32 protein-coding genes are annotated in these 26,356 nt (G+C 68.4%); 12 read left to right on the top strand and 20 right to left on the bottom strand.

Annotated features, from left to right (window positions below; all coding sequences use genetic code 11):
- Positions 1–13: 13 nt before the first annotated feature.
- The 4 genes from ACFFU4_RS17005 to folK form a co-directional block, all read right to left on the bottom strand.
- On the bottom strand, positions 14–718 hold the full coding sequence (locus ACFFU4_RS17005; protein WP_377071053.1) for a DUF2062 domain-containing protein: 705 nt from the start codon (positions 716–718) through the stop codon (positions 14–16).
- A gap of 2 nt (positions 719–720) precedes the next feature.
- Complete coding sequence (locus tag ACFFU4_RS17000; protein ID WP_377071052.1) at positions 721–2,859, bottom strand: RelA/SpoT family protein; 2,139 nt, start codon at positions 2,857–2,859, stop codon at positions 721–723.
- A 40-nt stretch (positions 2,860–2,899) separates the two neighbouring features.
- Positions 2,900–3,253 (bottom strand): DNA-directed RNA polymerase subunit omega, encoded by a 354-nt coding sequence (rpoZ, locus tag ACFFU4_RS16995; RefSeq protein ID WP_377071051.1) that lies wholly within the window; start codon positions 3,251–3,253, stop codon positions 2,900–2,902.
- Positions 3,254–3,318: 65 nt separating this feature from the next.
- On the bottom strand, positions 3,319–3,891 hold the full coding sequence (gene folK / locus ACFFU4_RS16990; protein WP_377071050.1) for a 2-amino-4-hydroxy-6-hydroxymethyldihydropteridine diphosphokinase: 573 nt from the start codon (positions 3,889–3,891) through the stop codon (positions 3,319–3,321).
- Positions 3,892–4,048: 157 nt separating this feature from the next.
- On the opposite strand from folK, the gene ACFFU4_RS16985 reads away from it, so the two are divergent.
- On the top strand, positions 4,049–4,621 hold the full coding sequence (locus ACFFU4_RS16985) for a LabA-like NYN domain-containing protein (protein WP_377071049.1): 573 nt from the start codon (positions 4,049–4,051) through the stop codon (positions 4,619–4,621).
- A 25-nt stretch (positions 4,622–4,646) separates the two neighbouring features.
- On the opposite strand, the gene ACFFU4_RS16980 is transcribed toward ACFFU4_RS16985, so the two are convergent.
- Together ACFFU4_RS16980 and ACFFU4_RS16975 are read right to left on the bottom strand one after the other, a co-directional pair.
- Positions 4,647–5,024 carry a hypothetical protein gene (locus ACFFU4_RS16980; RefSeq protein ID WP_377071048.1) on the bottom strand — a complete coding sequence of 126 codons (378 nt, stop codon included), beginning with the start codon at positions 5,022–5,024 and terminating at the stop codon, positions 4,647–4,649.
- Between the two features lie 98 nt (positions 5,025–5,122).
- The gene (locus tag ACFFU4_RS16975; protein WP_377071047.1) at positions 5,123–7,717 is read right to left on the bottom strand and encodes a YadA family autotransporter adhesin; all 2,595 of its coding nucleotides are present in this window, start codon (positions 7,715–7,717) and stop codon (positions 5,123–5,125) included.
- Between the two features lie 214 nt (positions 7,718–7,931).
- On the opposite strand from ACFFU4_RS16975, the gene ACFFU4_RS16970 reads away from it, so the two are divergent.
- From ACFFU4_RS16970 to ACFFU4_RS16945, 6 genes are all read left to right on the top strand, one after another.
- Positions 7,932–8,381: a YqaA family protein gene (locus tag ACFFU4_RS16970; RefSeq protein WP_377071046.1), complete on the top strand. Its 450-nt coding sequence runs from the start codon at positions 7,932–7,934 to the stop codon at positions 8,379–8,381.
- A 79-nt stretch (positions 8,382–8,460) separates the two neighbouring features.
- On the top strand, positions 8,461–9,411 hold the full coding sequence (gene ispH / locus ACFFU4_RS16965) for a 4-hydroxy-3-methylbut-2-enyl diphosphate reductase (protein ID WP_377071045.1): 951 nt from the start codon (positions 8,461–8,463) through the stop codon (positions 9,409–9,411).
- A 53-nt stretch (positions 9,412–9,464) separates the two neighbouring features.
- On the top strand, positions 9,465–9,920 hold the full coding sequence (locus ACFFU4_RS16960; protein ID WP_377071043.1) for a DUF3429 domain-containing protein: 456 nt from the start codon (positions 9,465–9,467) through the stop codon (positions 9,918–9,920).
- A gap of 10 nt (positions 9,921–9,930) precedes the next feature.
- Positions 9,931–10,548, top strand: coding sequence for a glutathione S-transferase family protein (locus tag ACFFU4_RS16955; RefSeq protein ID WP_377071042.1), 618 nt, complete (start codon positions 9,931–9,933; stop codon positions 10,546–10,548).
- Complete coding sequence (rnhA, locus tag ACFFU4_RS16950) at positions 10,541–11,008, top strand: ribonuclease HI (RefSeq protein WP_377071040.1); 468 nt, start codon at positions 10,541–10,543, stop codon at positions 11,006–11,008. Before ACFFU4_RS16955 ends, rnhA begins: the two co-directional genes overlap by 8 nt.
- Positions 11,005–11,628: a trimeric intracellular cation channel family protein gene (locus tag ACFFU4_RS16945; protein WP_377071039.1), complete on the top strand. Its 624-nt coding sequence runs from the start codon at positions 11,005–11,007 to the stop codon at positions 11,626–11,628. The genes rnhA and ACFFU4_RS16945 overlap by 4 nt, the downstream gene beginning before the upstream one ends.
- A gap of 4 nt (positions 11,629–11,632) precedes the next feature.
- On the opposite strand, the gene ACFFU4_RS16940 is transcribed toward ACFFU4_RS16945, so the two are convergent.
- Genes ACFFU4_RS16940 through def (ACFFU4_RS16920) form a run of 5 tightly spaced genes read right to left on the bottom strand, consistent with a single transcriptional unit; the run spans position 11,633 to position 14,057 of the window.
- Positions 11,633–11,872, bottom strand: a complete 240-nt coding sequence (locus ACFFU4_RS16940) for a GlsB/YeaQ/YmgE family stress response membrane protein (protein ID WP_377071038.1) — start codon at positions 11,870–11,872, stop codon at positions 11,633–11,635.
- Between the two features lie 3 nt (positions 11,873–11,875).
- The gene (locus tag ACFFU4_RS16935; protein WP_377071037.1) at positions 11,876–12,118 is read right to left on the bottom strand and encodes a hypothetical protein; all 243 of its coding nucleotides are present in this window, start codon (positions 12,116–12,118) and stop codon (positions 11,876–11,878) included.
- A gap of 4 nt (positions 12,119–12,122) precedes the next feature.
- Positions 12,123–13,031: a methionyl-tRNA formyltransferase gene (fmt, locus tag ACFFU4_RS16930; RefSeq protein WP_377071036.1), complete on the bottom strand. Its 909-nt coding sequence runs from the start codon at positions 13,029–13,031 to the stop codon at positions 12,123–12,125.
- 22 nt (positions 13,032–13,053) lie between these two features.
- Positions 13,054–13,542, bottom strand: coding sequence for a peptide deformylase (gene def, locus ACFFU4_RS16925; protein WP_377071035.1), 489 nt, complete (start codon positions 13,540–13,542; stop codon positions 13,054–13,056).
- Positions 13,539–14,057, bottom strand: coding sequence for a peptide deformylase (gene def / locus ACFFU4_RS16920; protein WP_377071034.1), 519 nt, complete (start codon positions 14,055–14,057; stop codon positions 13,539–13,541). The genes def (ACFFU4_RS16925) and def (ACFFU4_RS16920) overlap by 4 nt, the downstream gene beginning before the upstream one ends.
- Before the next feature lie 96 nt (positions 14,058–14,153).
- On the opposite strand from def (ACFFU4_RS16920), the gene ACFFU4_RS16915 reads away from it, so the two are divergent.
- Entirely contained in the window at positions 14,154–15,323 is a 1,170-nt protein-coding gene (locus ACFFU4_RS16915) for a MalY/PatB family protein (RefSeq protein ID WP_377071033.1), read from the top strand.
- 9 nt (positions 15,324–15,332) lie between these two features.
- On the opposite strand, the gene ACFFU4_RS16910 is transcribed toward ACFFU4_RS16915, so the two are convergent.
- From ACFFU4_RS16910 to ACFFU4_RS16895, 4 genes are all read right to left on the bottom strand, one after another.
- Positions 15,333–16,106 (bottom strand): EcsC family protein, encoded by a 774-nt coding sequence (locus tag ACFFU4_RS16910; protein ID WP_377071032.1) that lies wholly within the window; start codon positions 16,104–16,106, stop codon positions 15,333–15,335.
- Between the two features lie 208 nt (positions 16,107–16,314).
- Positions 16,315–17,589 (bottom strand): bifunctional folylpolyglutamate synthase/dihydrofolate synthase, encoded by a 1,275-nt coding sequence (locus ACFFU4_RS16905; protein WP_377071031.1) that lies wholly within the window; start codon positions 17,587–17,589, stop codon positions 16,315–16,317.
- Positions 17,586–18,530 (bottom strand): acetyl-CoA carboxylase, carboxyltransferase subunit beta, encoded by a 945-nt coding sequence (gene accD, locus ACFFU4_RS16900; RefSeq protein WP_377071030.1) that lies wholly within the window; start codon positions 18,528–18,530, stop codon positions 17,586–17,588. Before accD ends, ACFFU4_RS16905 begins: the two co-directional genes overlap by 4 nt.
- 62 nt (positions 18,531–18,592) lie before the next feature.
- Positions 18,593–19,480, bottom strand: coding sequence for a CPBP family intramembrane glutamic endopeptidase (locus ACFFU4_RS16895; protein ID WP_377071029.1), 888 nt, complete (start codon positions 19,478–19,480; stop codon positions 18,593–18,595).
- Positions 19,481–19,593: 113 nt separating this feature from the next.
- Here ACFFU4_RS16895 and ilvD point away from each other — a divergent pair, with 113 nt between their 5' ends.
- The 4 genes from ilvD (at position 19,594) to ACFFU4_RS16875 (ending at position 23,265) form a co-directional block, all read left to right on the top strand.
- The gene (gene ilvD / locus ACFFU4_RS16890; RefSeq protein WP_377071027.1) at positions 19,594–21,351 is read left to right on the top strand and encodes a dihydroxy-acid dehydratase; all 1,758 of its coding nucleotides are present in this window, start codon (positions 19,594–19,596) and stop codon (positions 21,349–21,351) included.
- Complete coding sequence (locus tag ACFFU4_RS16885) at positions 21,332–22,039, top strand: hypothetical protein (protein ID WP_377071026.1); 708 nt, start codon at positions 21,332–21,334, stop codon at positions 22,037–22,039. The genes ilvD and ACFFU4_RS16885 overlap by 20 nt, the downstream gene beginning before the upstream one ends.
- 75 nt (positions 22,040–22,114) lie before the next feature.
- Positions 22,115–22,873 carry a DUF6478 family protein gene (locus ACFFU4_RS16880; protein WP_377071025.1) on the top strand — a complete coding sequence of 253 codons (759 nt, stop codon included), beginning with the start codon at positions 22,115–22,117 and terminating at the stop codon, positions 22,871–22,873.
- A 14-nt stretch (positions 22,874–22,887) separates the two neighbouring features.
- Positions 22,888–23,265 (top strand): hypothetical protein, encoded by a 378-nt coding sequence (locus ACFFU4_RS16875; protein ID WP_377071024.1) that lies wholly within the window; start codon positions 22,888–22,890, stop codon positions 23,263–23,265.
- A gap of 58 nt (positions 23,266–23,323) precedes the next feature.
- On the opposite strand, the gene ACFFU4_RS16870 is transcribed toward ACFFU4_RS16875, so the two are convergent.
- Genes ACFFU4_RS16870 through ACFFU4_RS16850 form a run of 5 tightly spaced genes read right to left on the bottom strand, consistent with a single transcriptional unit; the run spans position 23,324 to position 26,356 of the window.
- The gene (locus tag ACFFU4_RS16870) at positions 23,324–23,719 is read right to left on the bottom strand and encodes a Na+/H+ antiporter subunit G (protein ID WP_377071023.1); all 396 of its coding nucleotides are present in this window, start codon (positions 23,717–23,719) and stop codon (positions 23,324–23,326) included.
- A gap of 10 nt (positions 23,720–23,729) precedes the next feature.
- Positions 23,730–23,999 carry a K+/H+ antiporter subunit F gene (locus ACFFU4_RS16865; protein ID WP_377071022.1) on the bottom strand — a complete coding sequence of 90 codons (270 nt, stop codon included), beginning with the start codon at positions 23,997–23,999 and terminating at the stop codon, positions 23,730–23,732.
- Positions 23,996–24,487 (bottom strand): Na+/H+ antiporter subunit E, encoded by a 492-nt coding sequence (locus ACFFU4_RS16860; protein ID WP_377071021.1) that lies wholly within the window; start codon positions 24,485–24,487, stop codon positions 23,996–23,998. The genes ACFFU4_RS16865 and ACFFU4_RS16860 overlap by 4 nt, the downstream gene beginning before the upstream one ends.
- Before the next feature lie 13 nt (positions 24,488–24,500).
- On the bottom strand, positions 24,501–26,009 hold the full coding sequence (locus ACFFU4_RS16855; RefSeq protein ID WP_377071020.1) for a monovalent cation/H+ antiporter subunit D: 1,509 nt from the start codon (positions 26,007–26,009) through the stop codon (positions 24,501–24,503).
- Positions 26,006–26,356: a Na+/H+ antiporter subunit C gene (locus ACFFU4_RS16850; protein WP_377071019.1), complete on the bottom strand. Its 351-nt coding sequence runs from the start codon at positions 26,354–26,356 to the stop codon at positions 26,006–26,008. The genes ACFFU4_RS16855 and ACFFU4_RS16850 overlap by 4 nt, the downstream gene beginning before the upstream one ends.

Genomic DNA, 26,356 nt, shown 5'->3' with positions numbered 1-26,356 from the left:
GGTTGCTCCTCGCTCATGGGCGCCTCGCCGGGGAATCGCGCTCGGGCTTGTGGTCCTCTCCGGTGTCACGCGCCGCCTTGTCCTTTGACGCGCGCTTCTCGCGCAGCGCTTCCCACTTGGCACGAAGCGCGCCGCGCCGCCGCTTCTGATAGGCGGCAACCACCGGCAGGCTGATGTAATAGGCGGCGAGCCCGACCACGATCCCGGGCACGATACCGCCGATCATGTAGGGAAAGAACACCTCGTCATAAAAAATTCCGAGTCCATGCCAATCCGCCTGCCGGTCGGTGAACATGGCGATGATGTTGTTCTTCAGATCCTCGCCTGCATCGACAAACTTGCCGCCGAGCGAGCGGCTGATCTCATCCTCGTGGGGGGTATGCCGCCCGAGGATGACATGGCCGGTCTGCAAGGAGACCACCCCGATCGGCAGATAGGTCAGCGGATTGCCAAAAAACGTCCCCAGAAGCGCCGCCGGGATGTTGCCGCGCACCACCAGCGCGATCCCGGCTGCGACGAGGAAATGCAGCCCGTAGAACGGCGTGAAGGTGGTGAATACACCGGCGAAGATGCCCCGCGCGATGCGGTCGGGCGGATCGGGCAGGCGATTGACGCGATGCTTGACATAGGTGAACGCGCGCGCCCAGCCGCCGCGCGGCCAGAGGAAATCCGCCACGATGCGCCACCACGGCCTACGGTCTCGGCGTCTGAAGATCACGCCTACGGCTCCTCGCGCTTGTCCCCCGAACGGGACGGGTCGCGATAGCGCTCCACGGCGGCAACGTCCGCCTCGGCGTCAAGCGCCGACAGGACGCTGTGCAGATGCTCGGCATCGCGCAACTCGACATCGATCAGCAATCGGTAAAAATCTGGTTTCCGGTCGACGAATGTCAAATCCGAGATATTGGCCTTCTGCTCGCCTATCAAGGTGCAAATCCGACCCAGCACGCCGGCGTCGTTGCCAATGGTCAGATCGAGCGTGACGGCATAGACCGCCGGGTGCTTGCCAGTGTGCCAGTGCAGGTCGAGCCAGCGCTCGGGCTGCTGATCGTAGCGCGACAGCGTCTCGCAGTCGATGGCGTGGATCACCACGCCCTGACCGCGATGGGTGATGCCGACAATGCGCTCGCCCGGCAGCGGCTGGCAGCACCGCGCGCGGTCAAAGCCCTGATCCGAGCGCAGACCGATCACCGCCCGCTCGCGCGCCACCTCGGCCTCGCCCACGGGGACGAGATCCGGATAGACGGCGCGCAGCACCTCGCTTGCGGTCAACTCGGCGCTGCCCAGCCGCGCGCGCACCTCGTCGGCATCCTTGAGCCGAAGCGTGCGCGCCGCAGCCTCCAGCGCCTTGTCGGTGGCGCGCTTGCCGACATGCTCGAAGGCCGAGCGGGCAAGCTCGCGGCCCAGCTTGACATAGCGGTCGCGGTCCAGCTCGCGCAGGGCGCGGCGGATGGCGGCGCGCGCCTTGCCGGTGGTGGCGATGTCGAGCCACGCCGCCTGCGGCATCTGCCCGCCCGCGGTGATGATCTCGACCGACTGCCCGTTCTTGATCCGGGTCCAGAGCGGCACGCGCATGCCGTCCACCTTGGCGCCCACGCAGGCATGGCCGATCCTTGTGTGGATGGCATAGGCAAAATCTATCGGCGTGGCCCCGCGCGGCAGCTTGATGACGTCGCCCTTGGGGGTAAAGCAGAACACCTTGTCGGCATACATCTCCAGCTTGACCGCCTCGAGGAAATCCTCGTGATCCTCCTCGGCGTCGAACTGCTCGTTCATCGACGATATCCAGCGCGCCGGATCGACGGCAAACGGGTTCTCGGCGCGCACCCCGTCGCGGTAGGACCAGTGTGCCGCGACCCCGGTCTCGGCCACGTCGTGCATCGCCTGCGTGCGGATCTGCACCTCCACCCGCTTGCCGTCGCGGCCCGACACGGTGGTGTGGATCGAGCGGTAGCCGTTTGATTTCGGTTGGCTGATATAATCCTTGAACCGTCCCGGCACCGCGCGCCAGCGCCGGTGGATCACGCCGAGAACGCCGTAGCAGTTTTCCTCGCTGTCGGTGATGATGCGAAAGCCGTAGATGTCGCTGAGGCGCGAGAAGCCCATCTGCTTTTCCTGCATCTTGCGCCAGATCGAATAGGGCTTCTTGGCGCGACCGAATACCTCGGCGGCAATGCCGGCCTTGTCCAGTTCGGCGCGCATGTCGCCGGTTATGCGTTCGACCACGTCGCCGGTCTCGCGTTGCAAGGTTATGAAACGGCGGATGATCGAGGCGCGCGCCTCGGGGTTCAGCACGCGGAACGCCAGATCCTCGAGCTCCTCGCGCATCCACTGCATCCCCATGCGCCCGGCCAGCGGCGCGTAGATGTCCATCGTCTCGCGCGCCTTCTGCGACTGCTTGTCGGGACGCATCGCCTTGATCGTGCGCATGTTGTGCAGCCGGTCAGCGAGCTTCACGAGGATGACCCGCAGATCGCGCGACATGGCCATGAACAGCTTGCGGAAATTCTCGGCCTGCTTGGTCTCGGAGCTCGACAGTTGCAGGTTGGTGAGCTTGGTCACGCCATCGACCAGCTCGGCGATTTCGGTGCCGAACCGCTCTTCCACCGTGCGGTAGGAGGCCTTGGTGTCCTCTACCGTGTCGTGCAGGAGCGCGGTGACGATGGTCGCGTCGTCCAGCCTCTGTTCGGTCAGGATCGCGGCGACGGCAACGGGATGGGTGAAATAGGGCTCGCCCGAGTGCCGGGTCTGGCCCTCGTGCATCTCGCGCCCGAACGCATAGGCGTCGCGGATGAGCGCCTCGTCCGTCTTCGGATTGTAATGCCGCACCAGCGAGATCAGGTCATCGACGGCGATCATCTGGTGGCACGCCCCGGTTCGCTGGCGGTTGCGACGGGCCTCAGCCCTCGCCCTGCGCTTCCATCAAGGCGCGCAGCAGCTTTTCCTCGGACATGTCGTCCGGCTCCGGCTGATCGGTCTCCGCGCCCATCATCAGCGCCATGGTGTCCTCTTCGGGCTCGTCCACCTCGATCTGCGTTTGCTGCGATTCGATCAGGCGTTCGCGCAGGTCGTCTGCCGACTGCGTCTCTTCGGCGATCTCGCGCAGGGCGACGACCGGGTTCTTGTCGCGGTCGCGATCCACCGTGAGCGGCGCGCCGGCGGCGATTTCGCGCGCGCGATGCGCCGCAAGCATCACCAGATCGAATCGGTTCGGGACCTTGTCGACGCAGTCTTCTGTGGTTACGCGGGCCATGCGACCTCCGGCAGTTGTCGGGCATTTCGATCAGAAGCCATGTATTTAAGGCGTCGGGCCGGGATTTACAAGCGCCGATTCGGCAATGCCTCCACCTCGGCGCGCGCCGCGTCAGGCAGCGCCGCGAGCATCTCGCGCACCGTTTTCCCAAGCAGCGGATGACGCCAGTCGGGGGCCACATCCGCCAGCGGCACCAGCACGAAGGCGCGCTCCTGCATCCGCGGATGCGGCAGGATCAGCCGGTCAGGTACCTGCCCCTGCGCCTCGCGCGTGTCGAGCGCGCGCCAGCGCGCGTGGCCAGCGGCATCGGGCAGGACACGGTCGCCCATGGCCAGCAGGTCGAGATCGAGCGTGCGCGCGCCCCAGCGCGCCGCCCGGCTGCGCCCGAACTCCGCCTCGATGGCGTGCAGCCGCGCCAGCACGTCGCCGGGCGCGCCCGGCATCCGCAGCGCCACCGCGGCGTTGACGAAATCGGGCCCCGATCCCCGCGGAAAGGCGGGCGTGCGGTAGAACGCACTCGCCGTCGGGGGCGTGTCCGCCATCGCCCCGAGATGCCGCAGCGCAGCATCGAGCGTCGCCCCCGGGCCGTCCCCGCCGGTTCCGTCGCGCAACGGCAGGTTTGCGCCCAGTGCGATCAAGCACAGTTGATTCGACGTCATCGCAAAACTATCCTTTTGTGAATTGGTCGTCCCTTGCGGGCGGCACGACCACCCATTAATTCTCGAAAACCATACGGCGCGCCACACCACTCACCACTCACAGACGCGCCGAACCGATTTGAAAGGACATTCCAGGATGTTTTACAAGGATGACCGTCTGGCCTTGTTCATCGACGGATCGAATCTCTATGCCGCAGGCAAGGCGCTTGGCTTCGACATCGACTACAAGCTGCTGCGCAACGAGTTCATGCGCCGGGGCAAGCTGCTTCGCGCTTTCTACTATACCGCGCTGCTTGACAATGACGAGTATTCGCCGATCCGCCCGCTCGTCGACTGGCTGCACTACAACGGCTATTCGATGGTGACCAAACCGGCCAAGGAATACACCGACAGCCAGGGCCGCCGCAAGGTCAAGGGCAACATGGACATCGAACTTGCTGTCGATGCGATGGAGCTTGCGCCGCGCGTCGATCATATCGTGTTGTTCTCGGGCGATGGCGACTTCAAGCCGCTACTCGAGAGCCTGCAGCGCCAGGGTGTGCGCGTGTCGGTGGTCTCGACCATCCGAAGCCAGCCGCCGATGATCTCGGACGAGCTGCGCCGTCAGGCCGACAACTTCATCGAACTGGCCGATCTCAAGGAGGTGATCGGGCGCCCGCCGCGCGAGCCGTCCGAACGCGAGACCGCCTACGCCACCGCACACGAGTGACCGGACCGGGGGGCGTGCGCGGGGATCACTCGCGCGCGCCGTCCGCCTCCGCGTCCGGTGCCGTGGGGCCGCCGCGCCCCACCGAAAGGCCCAAGAGCCGCCACTCGGCGTCTTCCTGCACGAACAGCATGTCGAACAGCACCGCCTCGGGGCGCATCGGGATGCGGCCCTGCAGACGCAGCGTGCCGTCCTCGGCGATCTCGGGCGCGACGCTCAGTTGCGGGGCGTAGAGCACCGCCCGCCCGAGCGGCAGGTCGCGGTTGCGCGCGAACACCCCGGCCAGCCGCGCCGCGTCGTTGGCGGCGCGAAACCCCGATGCCGCCAGATCGCGCAGCACCGTGTAATTACCGGTCCGGTTGGCGTGGCCGAGGGCGGTGAGCGTGCCCCAGATGAGTCGCGCCACCTCCCCCCGGGGCGGTGGCGCCGTCTGTGTCTGGGCGGTCGCGGACGCGGCGAGCACAGCGCTCAGCAGAACCGCGCCCGTCAGCGTCCGAAGGCCTGTTACCATTTGATCGTCACGCCGATCCGGCCACCGACCTTGTTCTCTTCAAAGCCGATGCCGATACCGCCCTCAAGCTGCGCGTTGGGGGCGATCCGCACCGCGCCCGTCGCGGCAAAGGCGCTGCCACCGGCATAGGCCCCGAAGCCGCCCGACAGGCCGAACGTCTCGGCCCCGGCGAGCGAGGGCGTCTTCATCGCCAGCGCCATCGCGACACCATCGGTGTTCTCACGGATATCCTGGGCAGTCCGGCCGCGATCGGAGGCGAGGTTGCCCTGCGCGTCGGTGGTCACGAGTTCGATCGGCCCCGACTGCGCCGCGCGGCTCGCCGCCGAGGTGATGCCGGGCGTGGTGTAGGTGTTGGTGGCGGCGCCGATCACCACCTGGTTGTCGGCGGTGGTCTGCGCGCGGGAGCCCAGCGCCATGGAGTTGTCATGCGTGGCCTGCGTGAATTCGCCCAATGCGGTGCTTCCCGCGCCCGTGGCGCGGCTGGCCTGCCCGATCGCCGTGCTGTCTTCGCCAGAGGCGGTGCTGCCCTGCCCCATCGCCGTGCTTCCCGCGCCCGAGGCCTCGCTGCTCGTCCCGATCGCCGTGCTGGAAAAGCCCGAGGCCTCGCTGTTCATCCCCGTCGCCGTGCTGTTCGCGCCTGTGGCAACGCTGCCCTGCCCCGTCGCCGTGGCGAAAAGGCCCGTTGCGCGGCTGAACTGCCCCGTCGCCGTGCTGCCCAGCCCCGACGCGACGCTCTGCTCGCCCAGCGCGGTCGAATCGTCCCCCGTCGCCGCCGCGTCCTCGCCGAAGGCCGCCGAATTGGCCCCCGTGGCCTGCGAATTGCCTCCCACGGCGGTCGAGCCCGAGGCCACGGCCCCGAGGCCGATGGCCACCGCGTTCACGCTCGTCGCCTCGGCATCGCCGCCGATGGCAATGGCCCCGTCAGCGGTGGCCCGCGCACCGAAAGCGCTGCCGTCCACGTCCGAGCCCATGGCGATGCTGCCCGCGCCGGTGGCCGACGCGCGCGTGCCGGTGGCGATGCTGTCGTCACCCTCGGCGAAGGCCAGCGCGCCGGTCGCCGTGCTCTGCGCGCCCACGGCCCGGGCGGACTGGCCTGTCGCGGTGCTTTCAAGCCCCTGGGCCTGGCTTGACTGCCCTGTTGCGGTGCTGAAATCGCCCGAAGCGGTCGCGGCCTGGCCCGTCGCGGTGCTGGTCGTCCCCGAGGCTACGCTGATATGCCCAACCGCCGTGGAGCCCACGCCCGAGGCGGTGCTTGCCTGACCCAGCGCCGTGCCGTTGATGCCGTCGGCGGTGCTGCCCTGACCCGTGGCCGTCGTGTTCGTGTTCGAGGCCACGCTGCCCGCGCCGCTGGCCGTGCTGTTTTGCCCCGAGGCGGTGCTGAACTGGCCCGTCGCGGTGCTGTTGTCGCCCTGGGCAAGGCTGGCCTGACCCGTCGCGGTGCTCGCGACGCCCGACGCTTCGCTGCCCTGACCGGTGGCCGTGCCCTGCGCGCCCGAGGCGACGCTCGCCTCGCCCGTCGCGGTGCTGGTCACACCCGACGCCTGGCTGCCCGCGCCCGTCGCGGTACTCTGCACCTCAGATGCGGCGCTGAACTGGCCAGTGGCGGTGCTGGCCACACCGGAGGCTTCGCTCGCCTGCCCGGTCGCGGTGCTGAAATCGCCCGACGCCGCGCTGAACTGCCCCGTCGCGGTGCCCTGCAGGCCGGCGGCGCTGCTGCCCTGGCCGGTCGCCGTGCTGAAATCGCCCGTGGCGCTGCTGAAATCGCCCGTGGCCGTGCTCAGGGCACCGAACGCGCTGCTGCCCGCCCCCGTCGCCGTGCTGTTCGTGCCCGACGCGCTGCTGCCCTGACCGGTCGCCGTGCTGAAATCGCCCTCGGCCGTGCTGCCCTCGCCCGTCGCGGTGCTGCCCAGGCCCGACGCGGTGCTGCCCTGGCCCAGCGCCGTCGCGCCGTCATTCGACGCCGTGCTGCCCTGACCGACCGCCGTGCTGTCCACGCCCGAGGCCACGCTCTGCTCGCCCAGCGCGGTGGCGTTATCCAGGGTCGCCGCCGCGTCCTCGCCGAAGGCCGCCGAGTTGGCCCCGGTCGCCTGCGCATTGCCGCCCACGGCGGTCGAGCCCGAGGCCAACGCGCCGCGCCCGATGGCCACCGCGTTCACGCTGCTGGCTTCCGAGTCGGCGCCGATGGCGATGGCCCCTTCGGCACCCGACAGCGCGCCAACGGCGTCGAAATCCATATCGCCGCCGATGGCAATGCCTCCCTCGGCATCCTCCAAGGTCGTCGCGTACTCTCCGGTGGCGATACTTCTAGCCGCCCTGGCTGAACTTCCGAAACCGGCCGCCGTGCTTCTATTGCTCGAGGCATTGCTAAGCATACCGGTCGCCGTACTGTTCGGTCCCGAAGCCGTGCTGTCCGGGCCGACCGCCGTGCTTTGGATACCCGAGGCGGTGCTGCCAGCGCCGACGGCGAGGCTGTCCGTGCCGGAGTCGTCGCCGCCGCCAAGACTCTGCGCATGCGCGCTCGCGGCCCCGAGGCCGGCGAGGAGGGCGATGACGGAGGTGAGGCAGGCGCGGGAGGACAAGTGGGACATGCTGAATGACTCCTTCAAGCAATTTTCTGAAATAGGCGCGCCGTGGCACGCAAGTATATTCCGATGTATAGGCACCGTTCGAGCGCCCGATCAACCCCTGTCTGACACGCCCGGTCTTCGGTCACCCTAGTGTGGCGTTTTCGCCCCAACTGCGGCTTGGAAACGCGGGCGATCCGGCGCAGGGTGCGCCGATGATGACACGCGCGCCCGCATGATGACCCCCGATTTCGCCCTGCTCGGGCAGCTTGCCGGGCTCTTCGCCGCCGCCTTCGGGGCGGCGACGATCCTGCCGTTCCAGTCCGAGGTGGTGTTCGTCGGGCTGCAACTGGCGGGCAGCGCGCCGGTGGCGTGGCTGGTGGCCGTGGCGAGCGTCGGCAACACGCTGGGCGCGGTGGTCAATTACGTGATGGGCCGGGGGATCGAACGGTTCCGCACCCGCCGCTGGTTTCCGGTCAACGCCGCGCAACTGGCGCGCGCGCAGCGGTGGTACGCGCGCTGGGGCGTCTGGACCCTGCTGATGAGCTGGGCCCCGCTGGGCGACGGGTTCACCGTGATTGCGGGGGTGATGCGCACGCCGGTCTGGCTGTTCCTCGTGTTGGTGACGCTGGCCAAGACGGGCCGCTACATCGCGCTCGCGTGGCTCACCGCGCAGGCGGGTGGATGAGAGGCGGGTGAGAGGCTGCACGCACGCCCTTTACCCGCGCCATGCGCTGGCCTATTTCGGTCCCATGCAGGAGAGCGTCATGACAAAGCCCCCCCTCACCCTCTGGCTCGCCGCGCCGCGCGGCTTCTGCGCCGGTGTGGACCGCGCGATCAGGATCGTGGAGATGGCGCTGGAGAAATACGGCGCGCCGGTCTATGTGCGCCACGAGATCGTGCACAACAAATACGTGGTGGACGATCTGCGCGCCAAGGGGGCGGTGTTCGTCGAGGAGTTGGACGACTGCCCCGACGACCGGCCCGTCATCTTTTCGGCGCATGGCGTGCCCAAATCAGTGCCCGCCGAGGCGGCAGCGCGGCAGATGCTCTTTGTCGATGCCACCTGCCCGCTGGTGTCCAAGGTGCATATCGAGGCCGAGCGCCACCACGAGAACGGGTTGCAGATCGTGATGATCGGCCATGCCGGCCACCCCGAAACGGTGGGCACGATGGGGCAATTGCCGCCGGGCGAGGTGCTGCTGGTCGAGACGCCCGGCGATGTGGCGCACCTTAACGCGCGCGACGCGGCGAAACTCGCGTTTGTCACGCAAACCACCCTTTCGGTCGATGACACCGCCGAGATCGTCGCAGCCCTTCAGGCGCGCTTTCCGTCCATCATCGGCCCGCACAAGGAAGACATCTGCTACGCCACCACCAACCGGCAGGAGGCCGTCAAGGCGATGGCGCGCGAGGCCGACGCGATGCTCGTGGTCGGCGCGCCCAATTCGTCCAACTCCAGGCGTCTGGTCGAGGTCGGCGCGCGCGCCGGGTGCACCTATTCGCAACTGGTGCAGCGCGCGGCCGACATCGACTGGCGGGCGCTTGAGGGCATCACCTCCATCGGCATCACCGCCGGGGCGTCAGCGCCCGAAGTGCTGGTGGAGGAGGTGATCGACGCGGTTCGCGCCCGCTATGACGTGACCATCGAGCAGGTCGAGACCGCACAGGAAAACGTCGAGTTCAAGGTGCCGAGGGTGCTGCGCGAGACGGCGTGAATTCTTCTTGGGAAAAATACTCCTGTCCAACGCTTGCAACAGGCCGTCACGCCATGTTCCAGACCATCCCGCGCGCCCCGCTGATCCTTGGCCTTGCCGGTCTCCTCCCCTTTCTCTGGGGGGCGCTGACCGTGCTCATGCCCGATATTGGCCTATGGACGGCGCAAAATATCGGCCCCCGGTTCGCCGGGCCTTACGTCATGCTGTTCTACGGCGCGGTGATCCTGTCGTTCATGTCCGGCGTGCTCTGGGGCTTTGCCGCACGGGCCACCGGCGCACTGGCCACCACCGGCTACGCGCTCTCGGTGATCCCGGCGCTCTGGGCGTTCTTCATGACCGGCGGCGGGCCGGTCTCGGCGGGGATGAACCTGATCTTCGGCTTTGCCGGGCTCCTGCTGCTGGACTGGCAATTCACCCGCTGGGGGCTTGCGCCCGGCTGGTGGATGCCGCTACGGCTCCTGCTCAGCGCCGTGGTGATCGCGTGCCTCGCGGTCGGCACCTTCCTCTGAGGCCCACGACATGACCGATCTCACGCTCTATTCCATGCCCTCCTCGGGCAACAGCTACAAGGTCCGGCTCATGCTGGCGCTCGAAGGGCGGGCCTATACCCATGTGCCGATCGAGACCAACACCCCCGAACTGGCCGAGGCCAGGGCAGCGGGGCATCTGCCACTCGGCAAGCTGCCCGCGCTGCATCTGAAGGGTGGCACGATCCTGACGGAATCGAACGCGATCCTGTGGTATCTCGGACGCGGCACCGGATGGGTGCCCGAGGACGCGCTGGAACAGGCGCAGATGCTCGCCTGGATGTTCTTCGAGCAGAACCGGCACGAGCCGGTCGTCGCCGTGCGCGCCTCGCTCGCCACCTATCCGCATCTGGCGCATGAGGCCACGCCCGAGCGCATGGCCGAATTGCTCGATCAGGGCCACGCGCTGCTTGGGCTGATGGAGGCGGCACTCGACGGGCAGGACTGGTTCTGCGGCCCCTCCCCCACGCTCGCCGATATCGCGCTCTATGCCTACACCCACACCGCCGGCACACGCGGCGGGTTCGACATGGGCCGCTTTCCGCGCCTCACCGCATGGTGCGCGCGCATGGCGGCGCTGCCGGGTTTCGTTGGGCTCATGGATGGCTGATCTCTTCGCCTATACCGACGGGGCCTGTTCCGGCAATCCCGGCCCCGGCGGCTGGGGCGTGCTGATGCGCGCCATGGCGGGCGACGAGATCGTCAAGGAGCGCGAGCTTTCGGGCGGCGAGGCAGAGACCACCAACAACCGGATGGAGCTTCTGGCGGCGATCCACGCGCTCGAGGCGCTGTCAAAGCCATCGGCCATCACCATCGTCACCGACAGCGCCTATGTGAAGAACGGGATCACCGGGTGGATGCAGGGCTGGAAGCGCAACGGCTGGAAAACCGCCGCGAAAAAGCCGGTCAAGAATGTCGAGCTGTGGCAGCGTCTGGACGAGGCGCAGAAACGCCACAACGTGACCTGGGAATGGGTCAAGGGGCACGCGGGCCACCCCGAGAACGAGCGCGCGGACGAGCTTGCCCGCGCGGGCATGGCCCCGTTCAAGCCGGGCAAATCCGGGGCATGAGCGCGCTCATCCTGCTCGATTACGCCTCGGTGCTGATCTTTGCCCTGACCGGCGCGCTCGTCGCCTCGCGCCGCCAACTCGACATCGTGGGCTTTGCCTTTCTCGCCTGTCTGACGGCGGTGGGCGGCGGCACGCTGCGCGACGTGCTGCTGGATCGCAACCCGGTGTTCTGGATGGGAAACCCGGATTACATCCTGATCGCCTGCGCCGCCGCGCTCACCGTCTTTCTCACCGCGCATCTGGTCGAGAGCCGCTATCGCTGGCTGTTGTGGCTCGACAGTTTCGCCCTCGCCGTAGCCGTGCCCGCAGGCGTCAGCGCCGCCATGGCGATGAGCCAGACCCCGGTGATCGTGGTGCTGATGGGCATGGTCACCGGCTGCATGGGCGGGCTGATGCGCGACGTGGTGGTGGGAGAGGTGCCGCTGGTGCTGAAACAGGGCGAGCTTTACGTCTCGGCGGCCTTTGCAGGGGCACTCGGGGCGGTGGGGGCGCGGGTTTTCACCGATGACCTGCTGCTGATACTCGGGGCCTGCGCCGCCCTCACCTGGGCGCTGCGCGCAGGCTCGCTCGCCTTCGGCTGGCGGCTGCCGGTCTACAAGGCGCGCCCGCCGCGCGGCTGACGCTCTACCGCCGGTCCAGATACACCCGGTAAAGCCAGATCAGCAGCACCGCCCCCAGAACCGCGCCGATCAGCCCGCCCAGAAGGCCCGTCACCGTCAGGATCACCCGAATGAGCACCCCGCCGATGAGCGCGCCCGCGATGCCCAGCAGGACCGTGGGCACCACCCCCGCCTGCACCCCCATCAGCCGCGTCGCGAGAAATCCGGCAGCGGCACCGATGATGATCAGGTAGACCACGCTCATGGCTCACCTCCGCCTGCGCCAATGGGTCGGCACGATGATCAGCGCGCCGACCGACGACAGGACCGCGTCAATCCCCGGCGCGCCGAAGCGGATGCCGAACATGATGCGGATGAAATAGAACAGGAACGCGCCACCGACGCAGATGATGATCGACGGGACAAAGCCGTTGCGCGTGAACCCGCTCCGCTCGCTGGCGTAGCCGACGATACCCGCGATCACCACCGTGCCGAAAAGTTGCAGGAACATCGCGTCACTCCAGTCGCATCCCCGGCGCGAGCGCCATGCCCCGCAGGAACTCGTCCGCATCCTGCGCCGCGCGCCCCGCGCGTTGCAAGCGCAAAAGCCGCACGGCGCCCTGCCCGCAGGCGACGGTCGCCACATCATCGAGCACCACGCCGGGCGCGCCCTGCCCCTCGGCCAGCCGCGAGGCCAGCAGCTTCACCCGCGCGCCGCCGGCCATGCACCAGGCACCGGGAAAGGGCGAGAGCCCCCGGATGAGCCGGTCCACCTCCTGCGCGGGCAGGCCCCAGTCCAGCCGCGCCTCGGCCTTGTCGATCTTGGCGGCATAGGTAACGCCCGTCTCGGACTGCGGTTCGGGCACGAGATCATTCAACTGTCCCAACGCCTCAACGATCAGCCGCGCCCCCAGCGCCGACAGCCGGTCATGCAGCCCCCCTGCCGTCTCCTCGACCCCGATCGTCACTGCCTCACGCATCAGCACCGGCCCGGTATCGAGCCCCGCCTCCATCTGCATGATGCACACCCCGGTCTCGGCATCCCCGGCCATGATCGCGCGCTGTATCGGGGCCGCCCCGCGCCAGCGCGGCAAAAGCGAGGCATGGATGTTCAGGCAGCCCGCGCGCGGCGCATCGAGCACCGCCTGCGGCAGGATGAGGCCGTAAGCCACCACCACCGCCACGTCGGCCTTGTGCGCCGCGAACGCCGCCTGTTCCGCCGCCTCCTTCAGGCTCACCGGGTGGCGCACCGGCAGGCCCAGCATCTCGGCCCTCGCCTGCACCGGGCCGGGGCGGTCCTTCCTGCCGCGTCCCGCCGGGCGCGGCGGCTGGCAATAGACGGCCACCACCTCGTGCCCGGCCCCGACCAGCGCATCGAGCACCGGCACGGAAAACTCCGGCGTTCCCATGAAGATCACGCGCATGACACCTCCCGTAGGGTGGGGTTCACCCCACCTTCCTCGCCCGACGCAACAACATGTCCCGTTTCACGCGGCCCAGCCGGTCGAAATACATCCGCCCCTGCAAATGGTCGATCTGGTGTTGCACGCTCGTCGCCCAGAGGCCGACGAAATCGCGCTCTTCCATTTCTCCGCCCGCGTTCAGGAACCGCACCGTCACCGCGCGCGGCCGCGTCACCATCGCCGAAACACCGGGCAGGCAGGGGCTCGCCTCCTCGTGCGCGCGCAACTCCACGCTCGCATGCAGCACCTCGGGGTTGGCCATCCGCACCGCCTGCCCACGGTCGCGGCCCGCATCCACCACGGCCAGCGCCCGCATCTCGCCAAGCTGCGGTGCGGCGAGGCCCACGCCCGGCATCGCCTCCATCACCGCGATCATCTCGTCCCAGAGCGCGCGCACGCCATCGTCGATCTCCGCCACCGGCGTCGCAGCCCGGCGCAGCCGCGCATCGGGCCAGCGCAGGACGGCCCTCACGCGCGGGCCTTCTCGCGCTTGAGCTTGACCATCCGGCGGGTGATCATCTGCCGCCGCATCGCGCCCAGATAGTCGATGAAGAGCCTGCCGTTGAGGTGGTCGATCTCGTGCTGCACGCAGGTCGCCCACAGCCCGTCAAACCCCTCGCGGTGCTCGGCCCCGTCCGGGTCGGTCCAGCGCACCTCGACCTCCGCGGGCCGCGTCACGTCGGCATATTGATCGGGGATCGACAGGCAGCCCTCCTCGTAGGTGCTGGTCTCGTCCGAGGACGCCACCACCTCGGGGTTGATCATCACCAGCGGGCGCGGTGTCTCGTTTTCACCCTTGACGCAGTCGAGCACGATCAGCCGCGACAGCACCCCCACCTGCGGCGCGGCGAGGCCAATGCCCGGCGCGTCATACATGGTCTCGAGCATGTCACCGGCGAGTTTGCGCAGATCGCCGGTGATTTCCTCGACGGGCGCGCAGACCTTCTTGAGCCGCGGGTCGGGATGGATGAGGATGGGCCGTTTCATGGCGCTGATTTAGGGGATCGGCGCGCGTTCCGCAACGCCCTTGCAGCCGCCGCGCATTCGGCTAGCCTGCGCCCCGGCAACGAGCAGGAGACAGGCATGGATTTCGACGAGATCATCGACCGGCGCGGCACCCATTCCGACAAGTGGGACATGATGCAGGCCAAGTACGGCATCTCGCCGCAGGACGGCATCCCGATGTGGGTGGCCGACATGGATTTCCGCCCGCCCGCCTGCGTGACCGGGGCGGTGGAGGGCATGGCCCGGCACGGCATCTATGGCTATTACGGCGACGACCGGGGCTATCGTGCGGCGATCCGGTGGTGGATGAAGGAACGGCACGGCTGGCAGATCGAGCCGGAATGGATTTTCACCACCCACGGTCTCGTCAACGGCACCGCGATGTGCATCGATACCTTCACCGAACCGGGGGATGCGGTCGTGCTCTTCACCCCCGTCTACCACGCCTTCGCGCGGGTCATAAACGCGGCGGGGCGCGAGGTGCGCGAATGCCCACTGGTGAACAATGATGGCCGCTACGAGATGGATTTCGCGGCTTGTGATGCGTTGATGACCGGCACCGAGCGGATGCTGATCCTGTGTTCGCCGCACAATCCCGGCGGCCGTGTCTGGACCCGCGCGGAATTGCAGGGCGTGGCCGAATTCGCCCGCCGTCACGACCTGATCCTCGTCTCCGACGAGATCCATCACGACCTGCTCATGCCCGGGCAGCGACACATCCCGATGGCCCATATCGACGGCGTTGCCAACCGGCTGGTGATGATGACGGCGACCACCAAGACCTTCAACATCGCCGGCGCGCATCTCGGCAACGTGATCATCGCCGACGACGGGCTGCGTGCGCGCTTTGCCCGGCGCATGGCGGCGATGGGCCTCTCGCCCAATTCCTTTGGCCTGTTCATGGCCGAGGCCGCCTATAGCGAGGAGGGGGCCGAATGGGTCGATGCGCTCTGCGCCTATCTCGACGGCAACCGCGCGCTTTTCGATGCCGGCGTCAACGCCATCCCGGGGCTCAGATCCATGCCGCTCGAGGCCACCTACCTCGCCTGGGTCGATTTCTCGGGAACCGGCATGGACACGGCAGACTTCACCCGCCGGGTGGAGCGCGCAGCACGCATCTGCGTCAATCACGGCCCGACCTTCGGCACCGGCGGCGAGAGCTTTCTGCGCTTCAACATCGCCACGCCCCGCGCGCGGGTGGCCGAGGCGGTAGAGCGGCTACAGGCCGCGTTCGCGGATTTGCAGTAGGGGTGCCCGTCAGCTTCGGGCTTGACCCGAGGACTGTCCCGCCCTCTCACGGAACGCCGCCACAATCTCCTGCGGGTCGCGGTCGGCCTCGATGGCCAGCCGCCGCAATCCGAAATGGACATGCGCCATGTCCTGATAATAGCGCGTGTAGGCGTAATTCGTAGCCGCCCCGGCCGCCGCGCCCAACAGCGGCACGCTTTGCGCCGCCAGCTTCTGGCCCAGCACCACCGCCAGCCTCGGGGCCACCCGCGCGATCAGCGCCCGCAGCGCGGCCCCGGTCAGCGTCACCCGGGCCCCGATGAAACCCAGGTCGGCTCCGTCGTCATCGCGCAGCGGCCCGGCGGTGCCGAACACCTCAACCGAGGCGAAGCGCACCCCCGGCTCGGCGGGGTCGAACCCGTGGGCGGCGGCCTCGTCCTGGATCGCGCGCAACAAAACCGTCACCGTCACCGGCAACTCTGCCAGCGCCGTGGGCAGGCCGCCCGCGCCGCCCGCCGCGCCCATCACCGTGGTCAGCAGCCGCGTGCGCCCCTGCGACATATCGGGCACCGAGCCGCGCGTACCATGCGCCGCCTCCGCCGCGCCCAGCAGCGCGCGCTCCGTGACCGTTCCGAGCCGGGCGCGCGCCTCGGGCGGCAGCCGGTCGAGCAGACCCTCGGCCTGCGCGCCGATCAGGTTGAGCACCTCCATCGCGCCGCTGCCCGCGCGCGCGTGCCGCGCCACCAGCGCGTCGAGCCGCGCCTCGACCGCGGACCCCTCGATCGGCCGTCCAAGGATTTCCATGCCGTCCGTCTCCCAACTCCTGCCACAGAGATGACGGCTGCGAGGCCGCGGATCAAGCAGCAGCTTTGCGCCCGCCGTGCTTTTCAGGATTCGGTGCGCGGGCGTGACGCTTCGGGAAGGGGGGCGGGCTCTGGCCCCGACAGGGCCCTCGGCCCGGCCGTGAGGGGCCGCGCATCCTCTCCGGGACAGGGGGGGCACCTCCCCCGGGTCAGCCGTTCTCGCGCAGGATGCCGCCCGCGAGGTAGAGCGAGCCGCAGATCAGGATCCGCGCGCGGGGCACCCGGGTGGCGATATCCTCCACCGCCGCCAACGCGCTTTCGGCCACGCCCGCCCGCATCCCGACGCCGCGCGCGGCCTGCGCCGTGGCGTCGGCGGGCAGGGTGTTGGCCTCACCGGGGATGGGCACGGCGGTCAGGCCCTGCGCCACCCGCGCCAACGGCCCGAGATAGCCGGCCACGTCCTTGGTGTTGAGCATCCCGCAAACGAGGTAGGTGGGCCGTGGGGCGAGCCCCGCGAGGTGTCGTGCCAGCGCCTGCCCGGCGGCGGGGTTGTGTCCGCCGTCGAGCCACAGTTCCGCACCGCCCGCCGCATCCACCAGCGGCCCCCATGCCAGCCGCTGCATCCGCGCGGGCCATTCGGCGCGTGTCACCGCGCCCTCCGCCGCCGCCTCGCCCAGGCCCAGCGCCCGCAGAGCGGCCAGCGCGGCGCCCGCGTTCTCGATCTGATGCGCGCCGGGCAGGTTCGGCAGCGGCAGGTCGCACAGCCCGTGCTCGTCCTGGTAGACCAGCCGCCCGCGCTCCTCCTGCACATGCCAGTGCTGTCCGTGGGCCAGAAGCGGCGCGCCCAGCCGGGCGGCGCGCGCCTCGATCACGTCCATCGCCGCGTCATCCTGCGGGCCGACGACGCACGGCACCAGACGCTTGATAATCCCCGCCTTCTCGCCCGTGATCGCGGCCAGCGTATCGCCCAGGAAACCCTCGTGATCCATCGACACCGGGGTGATCACCGTCAGTGCCGGCCGGTCGATCACGTTGGTGGCATCCAGCCGCCCGCCAAGCCCCACCTCCAGCAGCGTGTAATCCGCGTCGATCCGCGACATGGCGAGAAGTGCTGCACAGGTGGTGATCTCGAAATAGGTGATCGGCACACCGCCATTGGCGGCCTCGCACTCGTCGAGCACCGCCGTCAGGTGATCCTCTGCGATCAGGTCACCCGCCAGCCGGATACGCTCGTGAAACCGCGCCAGGTGCGGCGAGGTATAGGCGTGGCAGGTCTGCCCCGCCGCCTCGATCCCGGCGCGGATCATGGCGAGCGTCGAGCCCTTGCCGTTGGTGCCCGCGATATGAATCACCGGCGGCAGCCGCTCCTGCGGATTGCCCAGCGCATCAAGAAGCCGCCACATGCGGTCGAGCGTCAGGTCGATGATCTTGGGGTGCAGCGCCATCATCCGCGACAGGATGAGGTCCGATGTGGGCGCGCTCATTTTTCCGCTTTGTCCGCGTCGGCCGCTTCGCCCGCCACTTGCTCCTCGAGCGAGAGCGGCGCGGGGGCGGGCAGATCGCCCTTCACCGCAGGCGGCAGGCCCATCAGCATCCGGGTGATGGTAATGAGTTCATCGCGCATCGCCGTGCGCGGCGTCACCCGGTCGAGCATGCCATGCTCCAACAGGTATTCGGCGCGCTGAAAGCCCTCGGGCAGTTTCTCGCGGATGGTCTGCTCGATCACGCGCGGCCCGGCGAAACAGATGAGCGCGCCGGGCTCGGCGATCTGCACGTCGCCCAGCATCGCATAGGAGGCGGTGACGCCCCCGGTGGTGGGATGCGTGAGCACCACGATATAGGGCAGCCCCGCCTCGCGCAGCATCTGCACCGCCACGGTGGTGCGCGGCATCTGCATGAGCGACAGGATGCCCTCCTGCATCCGCGCGCCGCCCGCCGCGGAAAACAGGATCAGCGGGCGCTTTTGCGCCACCGCTTCCTCGGCGGCGGCGATAATCGCGTTGCCCACATACATGCCCATCGACCCGGCCATGAAGCTGAAATCCTGCGCGGCGGCGACGACGGGCGTGCGCCCCATTTCGCCGGTGGCGACCAGCATCGCCTCTTTCTCGCCGGTGGTCTTCTGTGCTGTGCGCAGCCTGTCGGGGTATTTCTTCTGGTCGCGGAATTGCAGCGGGTCGGGGGTGGGCGCGGGCACCGCCACTTCGGTGAACACGCCGCCGTCGAACAGCGCGGCAAAGCGGGCGCGCGGCGTGATCGCCATGTGGTGGCCGCAACTGGTGCAGACGTTGAGATTGGCCGACAGTTCGCGGTGAAACAGCATGGTCCCGCACTCGTCGCACTTGGTCCACAGGTTCTCTGGCATCTCGCGGCGCGAGAAGATCGAGTTGATGCGCGGGCGGACGTAATTGGTGATCCAGTTCATCGCGGTGCGGGGTCCTGTCGCTGATCTCGCCCTCACTTAAGCCGGGGCTGTGCGAAATGCAATCAGCCGCGCAGGGCCAGACGAATCGCCAGCCAGCTACAGAGCAGCATCATGATATCCGCAGGCAGGATAGCCAGCACCGCGTCTTCGTCGCCCGGCGCGAAGGGAAAGACATAGAGCGCCAACCCATCGAACTGCCCCTTGGGCGCGGCGACGAGGATGGCGCTGAAATTGTTGACGAGATGAAGCGCCGTGGCGGGCCCCAGCGTGCCAAACCGCGCGGTCAGGTCGGCGGCGGCCAGCCCGAAGCCGACGGCCCAGGCCATAACCAGCCAGCCGTTCGCACCGTAGGTGCCGCTGTCGAAATGCAGCAGACCAAAGGCCAGCGCGGGAAGGCCCAGCCACATCACCGGCGAGGGGAAGCGCGCGGCAAGCTGACTTTGCAGATAGCCGCGAAACGCCACCTCCTCGGCAAACACCTGGCAGAGCAGCCCGAGCAGCGCCAGCGGCAGGAAAAACGCCCATGTGCCGGGGGCGAGGTTGCGCTCGGGTGCCATCGCCTCGGGCAGCGGCACGAGCGAGATCACGACATATAGCGCCGCCACCGCCATGAGCGCGCGCCGGAACTGCCGCAGCGCATCCGGCAGCGGCCCGACCACGCTCAGGAGGCCGCGCCGATGCACCGCCCGCAGGCTGAGCGCCAGCGCCGCGATCAGGAGCGCAAAGGTGAACAGGTTGATCAGCACGCCCACGGGCGTCGCCGCCGCCGTCACTCCGGGCATCATCCGCATCCACTGTTCGGCCCCGAAGAGCGCGGGCATCAGCCCCGACCACAGGATGCTCAGCGCCAGAAACAGCGCCATCGTCATGACGATACCCGCCGCCAGCCGCCCCAGCGCGGCGGTGGGACGGGCCGGGGCGACGAGGGTCTCGTGGGCACCATACCGCATGGCGGCCACGCTAGCGGGGGGCCGGGTGGGGTGCAATCGGCTTGCCCCGCGCCGCGCGCTGGCCTAGACCGGATGCCAGCCGAAAACCGCCAGCCAATTCCGAGAGGCCCCAGATGACCCGCTTCGACAAGTCGAAACTGCCCAGCCGTTACGTGACAGAAGGCCCCGCGCGCGCGCCGCACCGGTCCTACTACTACGCGATGGGCATGACCGAGGCCGAGATTCACCAGCCCCTCGTCGGCGTCGCCACCTGCTGGAACGAGGCCGCACCGTGCAATATCGCGCTCAGCCGTCAGGCACAGGCCGTCAAGGGTGGCGTCAAGGAGGCGCACGGCACCCCGCGCGAGTTCACCACCATCACCGTCACCGACGGCATCGCGATGGGCCACGAAGGAATGCGCTCTTCGCTGGCATCCCGCGAGGCGATCGCCGACACGGTGGAACTCACCATGCGCGGCCATTGCTACGACGCGCTCGTCGGGCTGGCGGGCTGCGACAAATCTCTGCCGGGCATGATGATGGCGATGGTGCGGCTCAACGTGCCGTCGGTGTTCATCTATGGCGGCTCGATCCTGCCGGGCCGCGCGCCGCAGGTGGACGAGATCCCCGAGGATTTCCGCTCGCGCGATCTGACCGTGCAGGACATGTTCGAGGCGGTCGGCCGCAACCAGAACGGCACGCTGTCGGATGCCGCGCTGGAAATGCTCGAACGTGTGGCCTGCCCCTCGGCGGGGGCGTGTGGCGGGCAGTTCACCGCCAACACGATGGCCTGCGTTTCCGAGGCGATCGGGCTGGCGCTGATGAACTCGTCGGGCATGCCCGCCCCCTACGAGAGCCGCGATCAGTATGGCGAGGCGTCGGGGCGCGCGGTGATGAACTTGCTGGAGCGCAACATCCGCGCCCGCGACGTGGTCACCCGTCAGAGCCTTGAGAACGCGGCGCGCGTGGTGGCCTGCACCGGCGGCAGCACCAATGCCGGGCTGCACCTGCCCGCCATCGCCCACGAGGCGGGGATCGACTTCTTCCTCGACGACGTTTGCGAGATTTTCCGCGACACGCCCTATTTCGTCGATCTGAAACCGGGCGGGCAATTCGTTGCCAAGGACCTTTACGACGCCGGTGGCATCCCCGTGGTGATGAAGGAATTGCGCAAGGCGGGGCTCATCCACGAGGATTGCATCACCGCCAGCGGTCACAGCATCGGCGAGGAGCTCGACAAGATCGAGCGCGAGGCCGATGGCCGGGTGATCCACACCATCGACACCCCCCTCACGAAAACCGGCGGCGTTGTCGGGCTCAAGGGCAACCTCGCGCCCGAGGGGGCCATCGTCAAGGTTGCGGGCATCGCGCCCGAAAACCAGGTCTTTACCGGTCCCGCGCGCGTATTCGAATGCGAAGAGGACGCCTTTGCCGCCGTCAAGGCGCGCGGCTACGAGGAGGGCGAGGTGATCGTCATCCGCAACGAGGGGCCCGCTGGCGGGCCGGGGATGCGCGAAATGCTCGCCACCACCGCCGCGCTCTCGGGTCAGGGCATGGGCAAGAAGGTCGCGCTCATCACCGACGGCCGTTTCTCTGGGGCGACGCGCGGCTTCTGCGTGGGCCATGTCGGCCCCGAGGCGGCGCAGGGCGGGCCAATCGCGCTGATCGAAACCGGCGATATGATCACCATCGACGCGATCACGGGCACGCTCTCGGTCGATCTGTCGGACGAGGAACTCGCCCGCCGCGGCGCGGCGTGGGGCGGCGCGCGCACCACCATCTACACTGCGGGCGCGCTGTGGAAATACGCGCAGCTCGTGGGGCCCACCTACAAGGGCGCGGTCACCCATCCCGGCGCAAAAGCCGAATCCCATGTCTACATGGATATCTGAGCACGGCATGCAGCGCGCGCTCGCCTGCGCCGCGCTGCTGCTGGCGCTGCCCGCCTGCCTCGCCCTCGGGCCACAAGGCCCGCAACCGCCCCTGACCGAGGCCACGCTCGGACCGGGGCCGGTTCGGGTGAGTGCGCCGCGCGGCTATTGCATCGACAAGAGCAGCCTGCGTCAGCTCGCAGGTGGCGGTGGTTTTGCGCTGCTCGCACCCTGCGCGCAACTCACCGCAACTCCGGGCATCGCCGCGGCCCCTGCGCTGATGACCGTCTCGGTCATGCCGCAGCGCCGCGACGCCGCCCCGCCCGACGCCGAGGCCCTCGCAGCCGCCATCGCCCCCGCGCCGGTCGGCGCACAGGGGCAGGCGGCGGGATTTGTCTACGCTCAGGTGATGCAGGGCGGCGAGGCGGTGCTGCCCGGCGGCGACCCGCGCCACTGGCGCGGCACGCGCGCCGTCGGCGAACACCTCGCCAGCCTCGCGCTTTACGCGCCGGAGGGCAGCCCGCTTGCCGGGCGCGAGGGGCGGCTGCTGATCGGCGACCTCGCCGCCGGGTTATCGGCGCAGCCCGCAACGGCAGACGCGGATGCAGCGTCAGACGCCAGTGCGCAGGATCACGAAGAGGCGGAAGCAAAAGCGCCGGACTCCCCGCAACGAGGGTTTTTCGCGCGATTGTTTCCCCGATCGAATTAATGCTATGCACATTCCGGTCATGGTAACATCGCGGCCACCGCCGCGTGCGACAAGGTTTTCCAAGGTGCGCCCCGCATGAAACTGCTCGACACCGTCCTGCATCGCCGCGCGGTCCGCGTCTGGCGAAGGGCCGCGCAGGAGGCCCCCGGCATGAGCCTCGATGAGCTGCGCCGCCTGCGGTCGCGCAGTGCCCGGCTGTCGCATTTCGTGCAGGAAGCGCGCGCCGTGGCCGAGCATCGCCTCGCCCTGCCGGTCGTGGGGTCGACCGCCTTTCCCCGCCCCCACGGCACCGATTGGTCGTGGCGGCCCGAAATCTGGCGCCTGCCGCTGCCCGTGCCCGGCATGGCCTCGGCACAGTCGCGCGCGATGATGGGCCGCGAGGTGACATTGTTTCACGATTGCTCCCGGTCGGAACTGTCGCTGCGGCAGGTGCGCAACACGCGCGAGGCCGATCTCGCGCCCTACGGGCTGCGCATGGACAGCTTCGCGTTCGACGGCTCGTTCCTGTCGCTGGTGATCGACCTGCCGCAGGAGGCAGTCGAGGGGCTGACCAAACGCCACCTGATCCGCCTCGATACCATCGTCGAACTGGAAAAGCCGCTCGACATCTTTGCCCGCCTCAACATCCGTCACGGCCCGAATACCGAGCAGATCGTCCGCGAGCTGCCGCTCACCACGCAGGAAAATACCGTTGAATTCGACCTCGCCTATTCCAGTATCAACGAGAAGCGAATCGAACGCGGCTGGATTGACCTGATCTTCGAGACTCCGGCGATGAGCCAGGTCACCCTGCGCGACGTTACCTTCAGCCGCCGCCCCCGCGCGGCTCTCTGACAGAGGACACCGCAATGGACGACTGGACCCTGACCAAGACCCGGCTGTTCGAAGGCGTCTGGGAGGGTGTGCTCGCGGGGCCGGGGGCACCGGACACGCCCCCCGCGATCGAGGTCACGCACCAGCAGGAACCGCTCGCCGGGGTCGAAGTGACCGCCCGCCCTGACCGCGGCGACTTCGTGCTGCGCGTGCCGATCCCCGCCGACCGGATATCCGACGGGGTGCAGACCTTCGTTATCCGCGACCGCACCAGCGGCGCGGTGCTCGACAGTTTCGCACTGGTGGCGGGCGATGCGCTCGCCTACGATCTGCGCGCCGAGATCGCACTCCTGCGCGAGGAGCTGGACCTGCTGAAACGTGCGTTCCGGCGGCACTGCCTCGAGACGATGTGAGCCTGCCACAGCACGCCGTGAGGCGGCGCAGGGGCAGCCCCCGACCGTGCTCCGCCGGCTACCCCGCCGTGTCGCCCTCTGCCGTCGCCTCGACCCGGGCGCGCTCGGCGTCGCTCTCGTAGCTGGCCCAGGGCCGGTCGCTGCCGGTGGGCGGCAGGTCGCCCGGGGTGCGGGTCAGGTGCAGATGCGTCTTGGCCACGAAATGCCCGGTGATCGGCGCGGTCAGGAACAGGAACAGCGTCACCATCAACTCGTGGAACGAGAACGTCCCCACGACGAAATGGAAATACAGCATCGACGCGATCAGCGCGCCCCCCACCCCCAGCGTCGTGGCCTTGGTGGGCGCGTGCAGCCGCATCATCGGGTCGGGCAGCTTGATGAGGCCGAAGGATCCCACCAGCCCGAAAATCCCGCTGATCACCAGACAGACCGATATCAATACCTCGGCGAGCATCGGACCCTCCCTATTCGATGATGTCCCCGCGCAGCAGGAAGCGCGTGTAGGACACGGTGGAAATGAAGCCGGTCATGGCGATGATCATCGACGCCTCGAAATACATCGTGGTGCCCTTGAGAATACCGAACAGCGCCAGCAGCGCGATGGCGTTGATCACCATCGTGTCGAGCGCAAGGATGCGGTCGCCCTTGGTGGGGGGCCGCACCACCCTGTAGATGTTGAGCAGCAGGCCGAGGCCGAAACACGCAAAGGCAAAGGTGAGCGCGTATCCGATCATTCGAATATCTCCTTCAGCCGGGCCTCGTAGCGCGCCTTGATCCCGTCGCGAACGGCGTCGGGGTCGGGCGCGTCGAGGCAATGCACCAGCAGGCTGCGGCCGTCCGCACTCACGTCGCTCGACACCGTGCCGGGGGTCATGGTGATGGTGCCTGCCAGCACGGTGATCGCCTCGGGGGTGCGCAGCTCCAGCGGGATGGCGATCCACGCCGGGTGCGTATTGGCGTTGGACTTGAACAGGATCACATAGGCCACCTGCACGTTGGCCACGCAGATATCCCATAGCGCGATGAGAACGTATTCCACGATCCGTGGCACGCTGCGCAGCTTGGGCCGGTTGGGCCAGTAGGGCGCGGTGAAGAGCGGGATGACGAGGCCGAGCATCGCACCGAGCACGAGGTTGCCCACCGTCACCTTGTTGACCAGCATCTGCCAGACCACGATCAACAGCAGCGTCAGGAACGGATGGGGCAGGATCTTGCGCAGCATCGTCTCTCCTCCCTCAGCCCTGTCCCAGAACAGCGGCAATGTAGCCCACGGGCGCGTGCAACTGCGCCGCCGTCGCCTCAAGATAGCCCATCACCGGCCCCGCGAACACCGAAAGCGCCACGATCCCGGCCAGAAGGCCGAAGGCCGCGACCAGCGGCATTGCCGGTTGCGGCCCGGCGTCCACCGCCGCGGCGCGCGGGTCCACCTTCCAGAACAGCACGCTGCCCGCCTGCGCGAATCCCAGCACGGCCACCAGCGAGGTGGCCAGAACCGCCCCCCAGATCAGCCAGACATCGGCCATGTCGCGCGTGGCGTCGAGGATCAGCAGCTTGCCGACAAAGCCCGACAGCGGCGGCAGCCCCGCGGTGGCGATCGCCGCGCCGAACCACAGCGCCGTGACCATCCCGTGCTGCGCCATGCGCGGGCCCGGCACCAGCGCACCCGCGAGCGTCCCGCGCCGCTCGCGCACCAGATCGACCACCACGAACAGCAGAGCACCGCCCAGCGTCGAGTGGATCGCATAATAGAGCGCCGCCGCCGAGGATTGCGGCGTGAACCCGGCCACCGCGATCAAGAGCGTACCCATCGATCCGATCGCGGCGAACGCCGCCAGACGCCCAAGCCGCCGCGCTCCGAGAATGCCGATCATCCCCGCCGCCAGCGTCAGCAGCGCACCAAAGAGCAATACCTCGTCGATCAGGTTGGCAGTGACATCGAGGTCGGGGCCGAAGATCAGCGTGTAGAAGCGCAGGATCGCGTAGGCACCGATCTTGGTCATGATCGCGAACAGGGCGGCCACCGGCGCGGGGGCCTCGGCATAGGTGTTGGGCAGCCAGAAATGCAGCGGCAGCAGCGCCGCCTTGATCGCGAAGACGAGGAACAGAAGCATCGCCCCCACCCGCAACAGCGCACTGTCCTCGACAGGGATTTCCGCCGCGCGCACCGCCAGGTCGGCCATGTTGAGCGTACCGGTCACGGCATAGAGCGTGCCCAGCGCGAACAGGAACAGCGTCGAGCCCAGCAGGTTGTAGATGACGTATTGCACCCCGGCCTTGAGCCTGCGCCCGCCGCCCGCGTGGATCATCAGCCCGTAGGAGGCGATGAGCAGCACCTCGAAGAACACAAAGAGGTTGAAGGCGTCGCCGGTGAGGAACGCGCCGCAGATACCCATGAGCTGAAACTGCCACAGCGCGTGGAAATTGCGCCCGCGCTGATCCCAGCCCGTGCCGATGGCGTACAGCAGCACGACAAGCGCCAGAACCGCCGTCAGCAACACCATCACCGCCGACAGCCGGTCGAGCACCAGCACGATGCCAAATGGCGCGGGCCAGTTGCCCAACTCGTAGACGCCGATGCCGCCACCCGATGCCTGCACCGTCAGTCCCAGCGCGATGGCCAACAGCGCCATGCAGCCCGCCACCGAGAACACCCGTTGCAGCGCCGGGTGATGCCGCATCGACAGGGTCAGGATGGCCGCGAGGATGGCGGGCAGCACGACGGGCGCGATGATCCAGTGGTTCATGCCTCGCCCTCCCGGCTGTCATCCTCGGGCGGCAGGCTCACATCGTCCGAGCGCGACGACAGATACGCCCCCAGCGCCAGCATCACCACCACCGCCGTCATCCCGAAGGAGATCACGATCGCCGTGAGCACCAGTGCCTGCGGCAGCGGGTCGGTATAGGTCTCGACCCCCTTGCGCAGGATCGGCGGCATGTCGACGACAAGCCGCCCGGTGACGAACAGAAAGAGGTTGACCGCGTAGGTCAGCAGCGACAGCCCGACGATTACCGGGAAGGTCCGCAGCCGCAGCACCAGGTAGAGCCCCGCGGCGGTCAGCACACCGATGGCAGATGCCATGAGCAGTTCCAT

It is taken from the genome of Roseovarius ramblicola (assembly GCF_042430665.1).
GTDB lineage: Bacteria > Pseudomonadota > Alphaproteobacteria > Rhodobacterales > Rhodobacteraceae > Roseovarius > Roseovarius ramblicola.
This window is presented reverse-complemented; position numbering and strand designations above follow the sequence as displayed.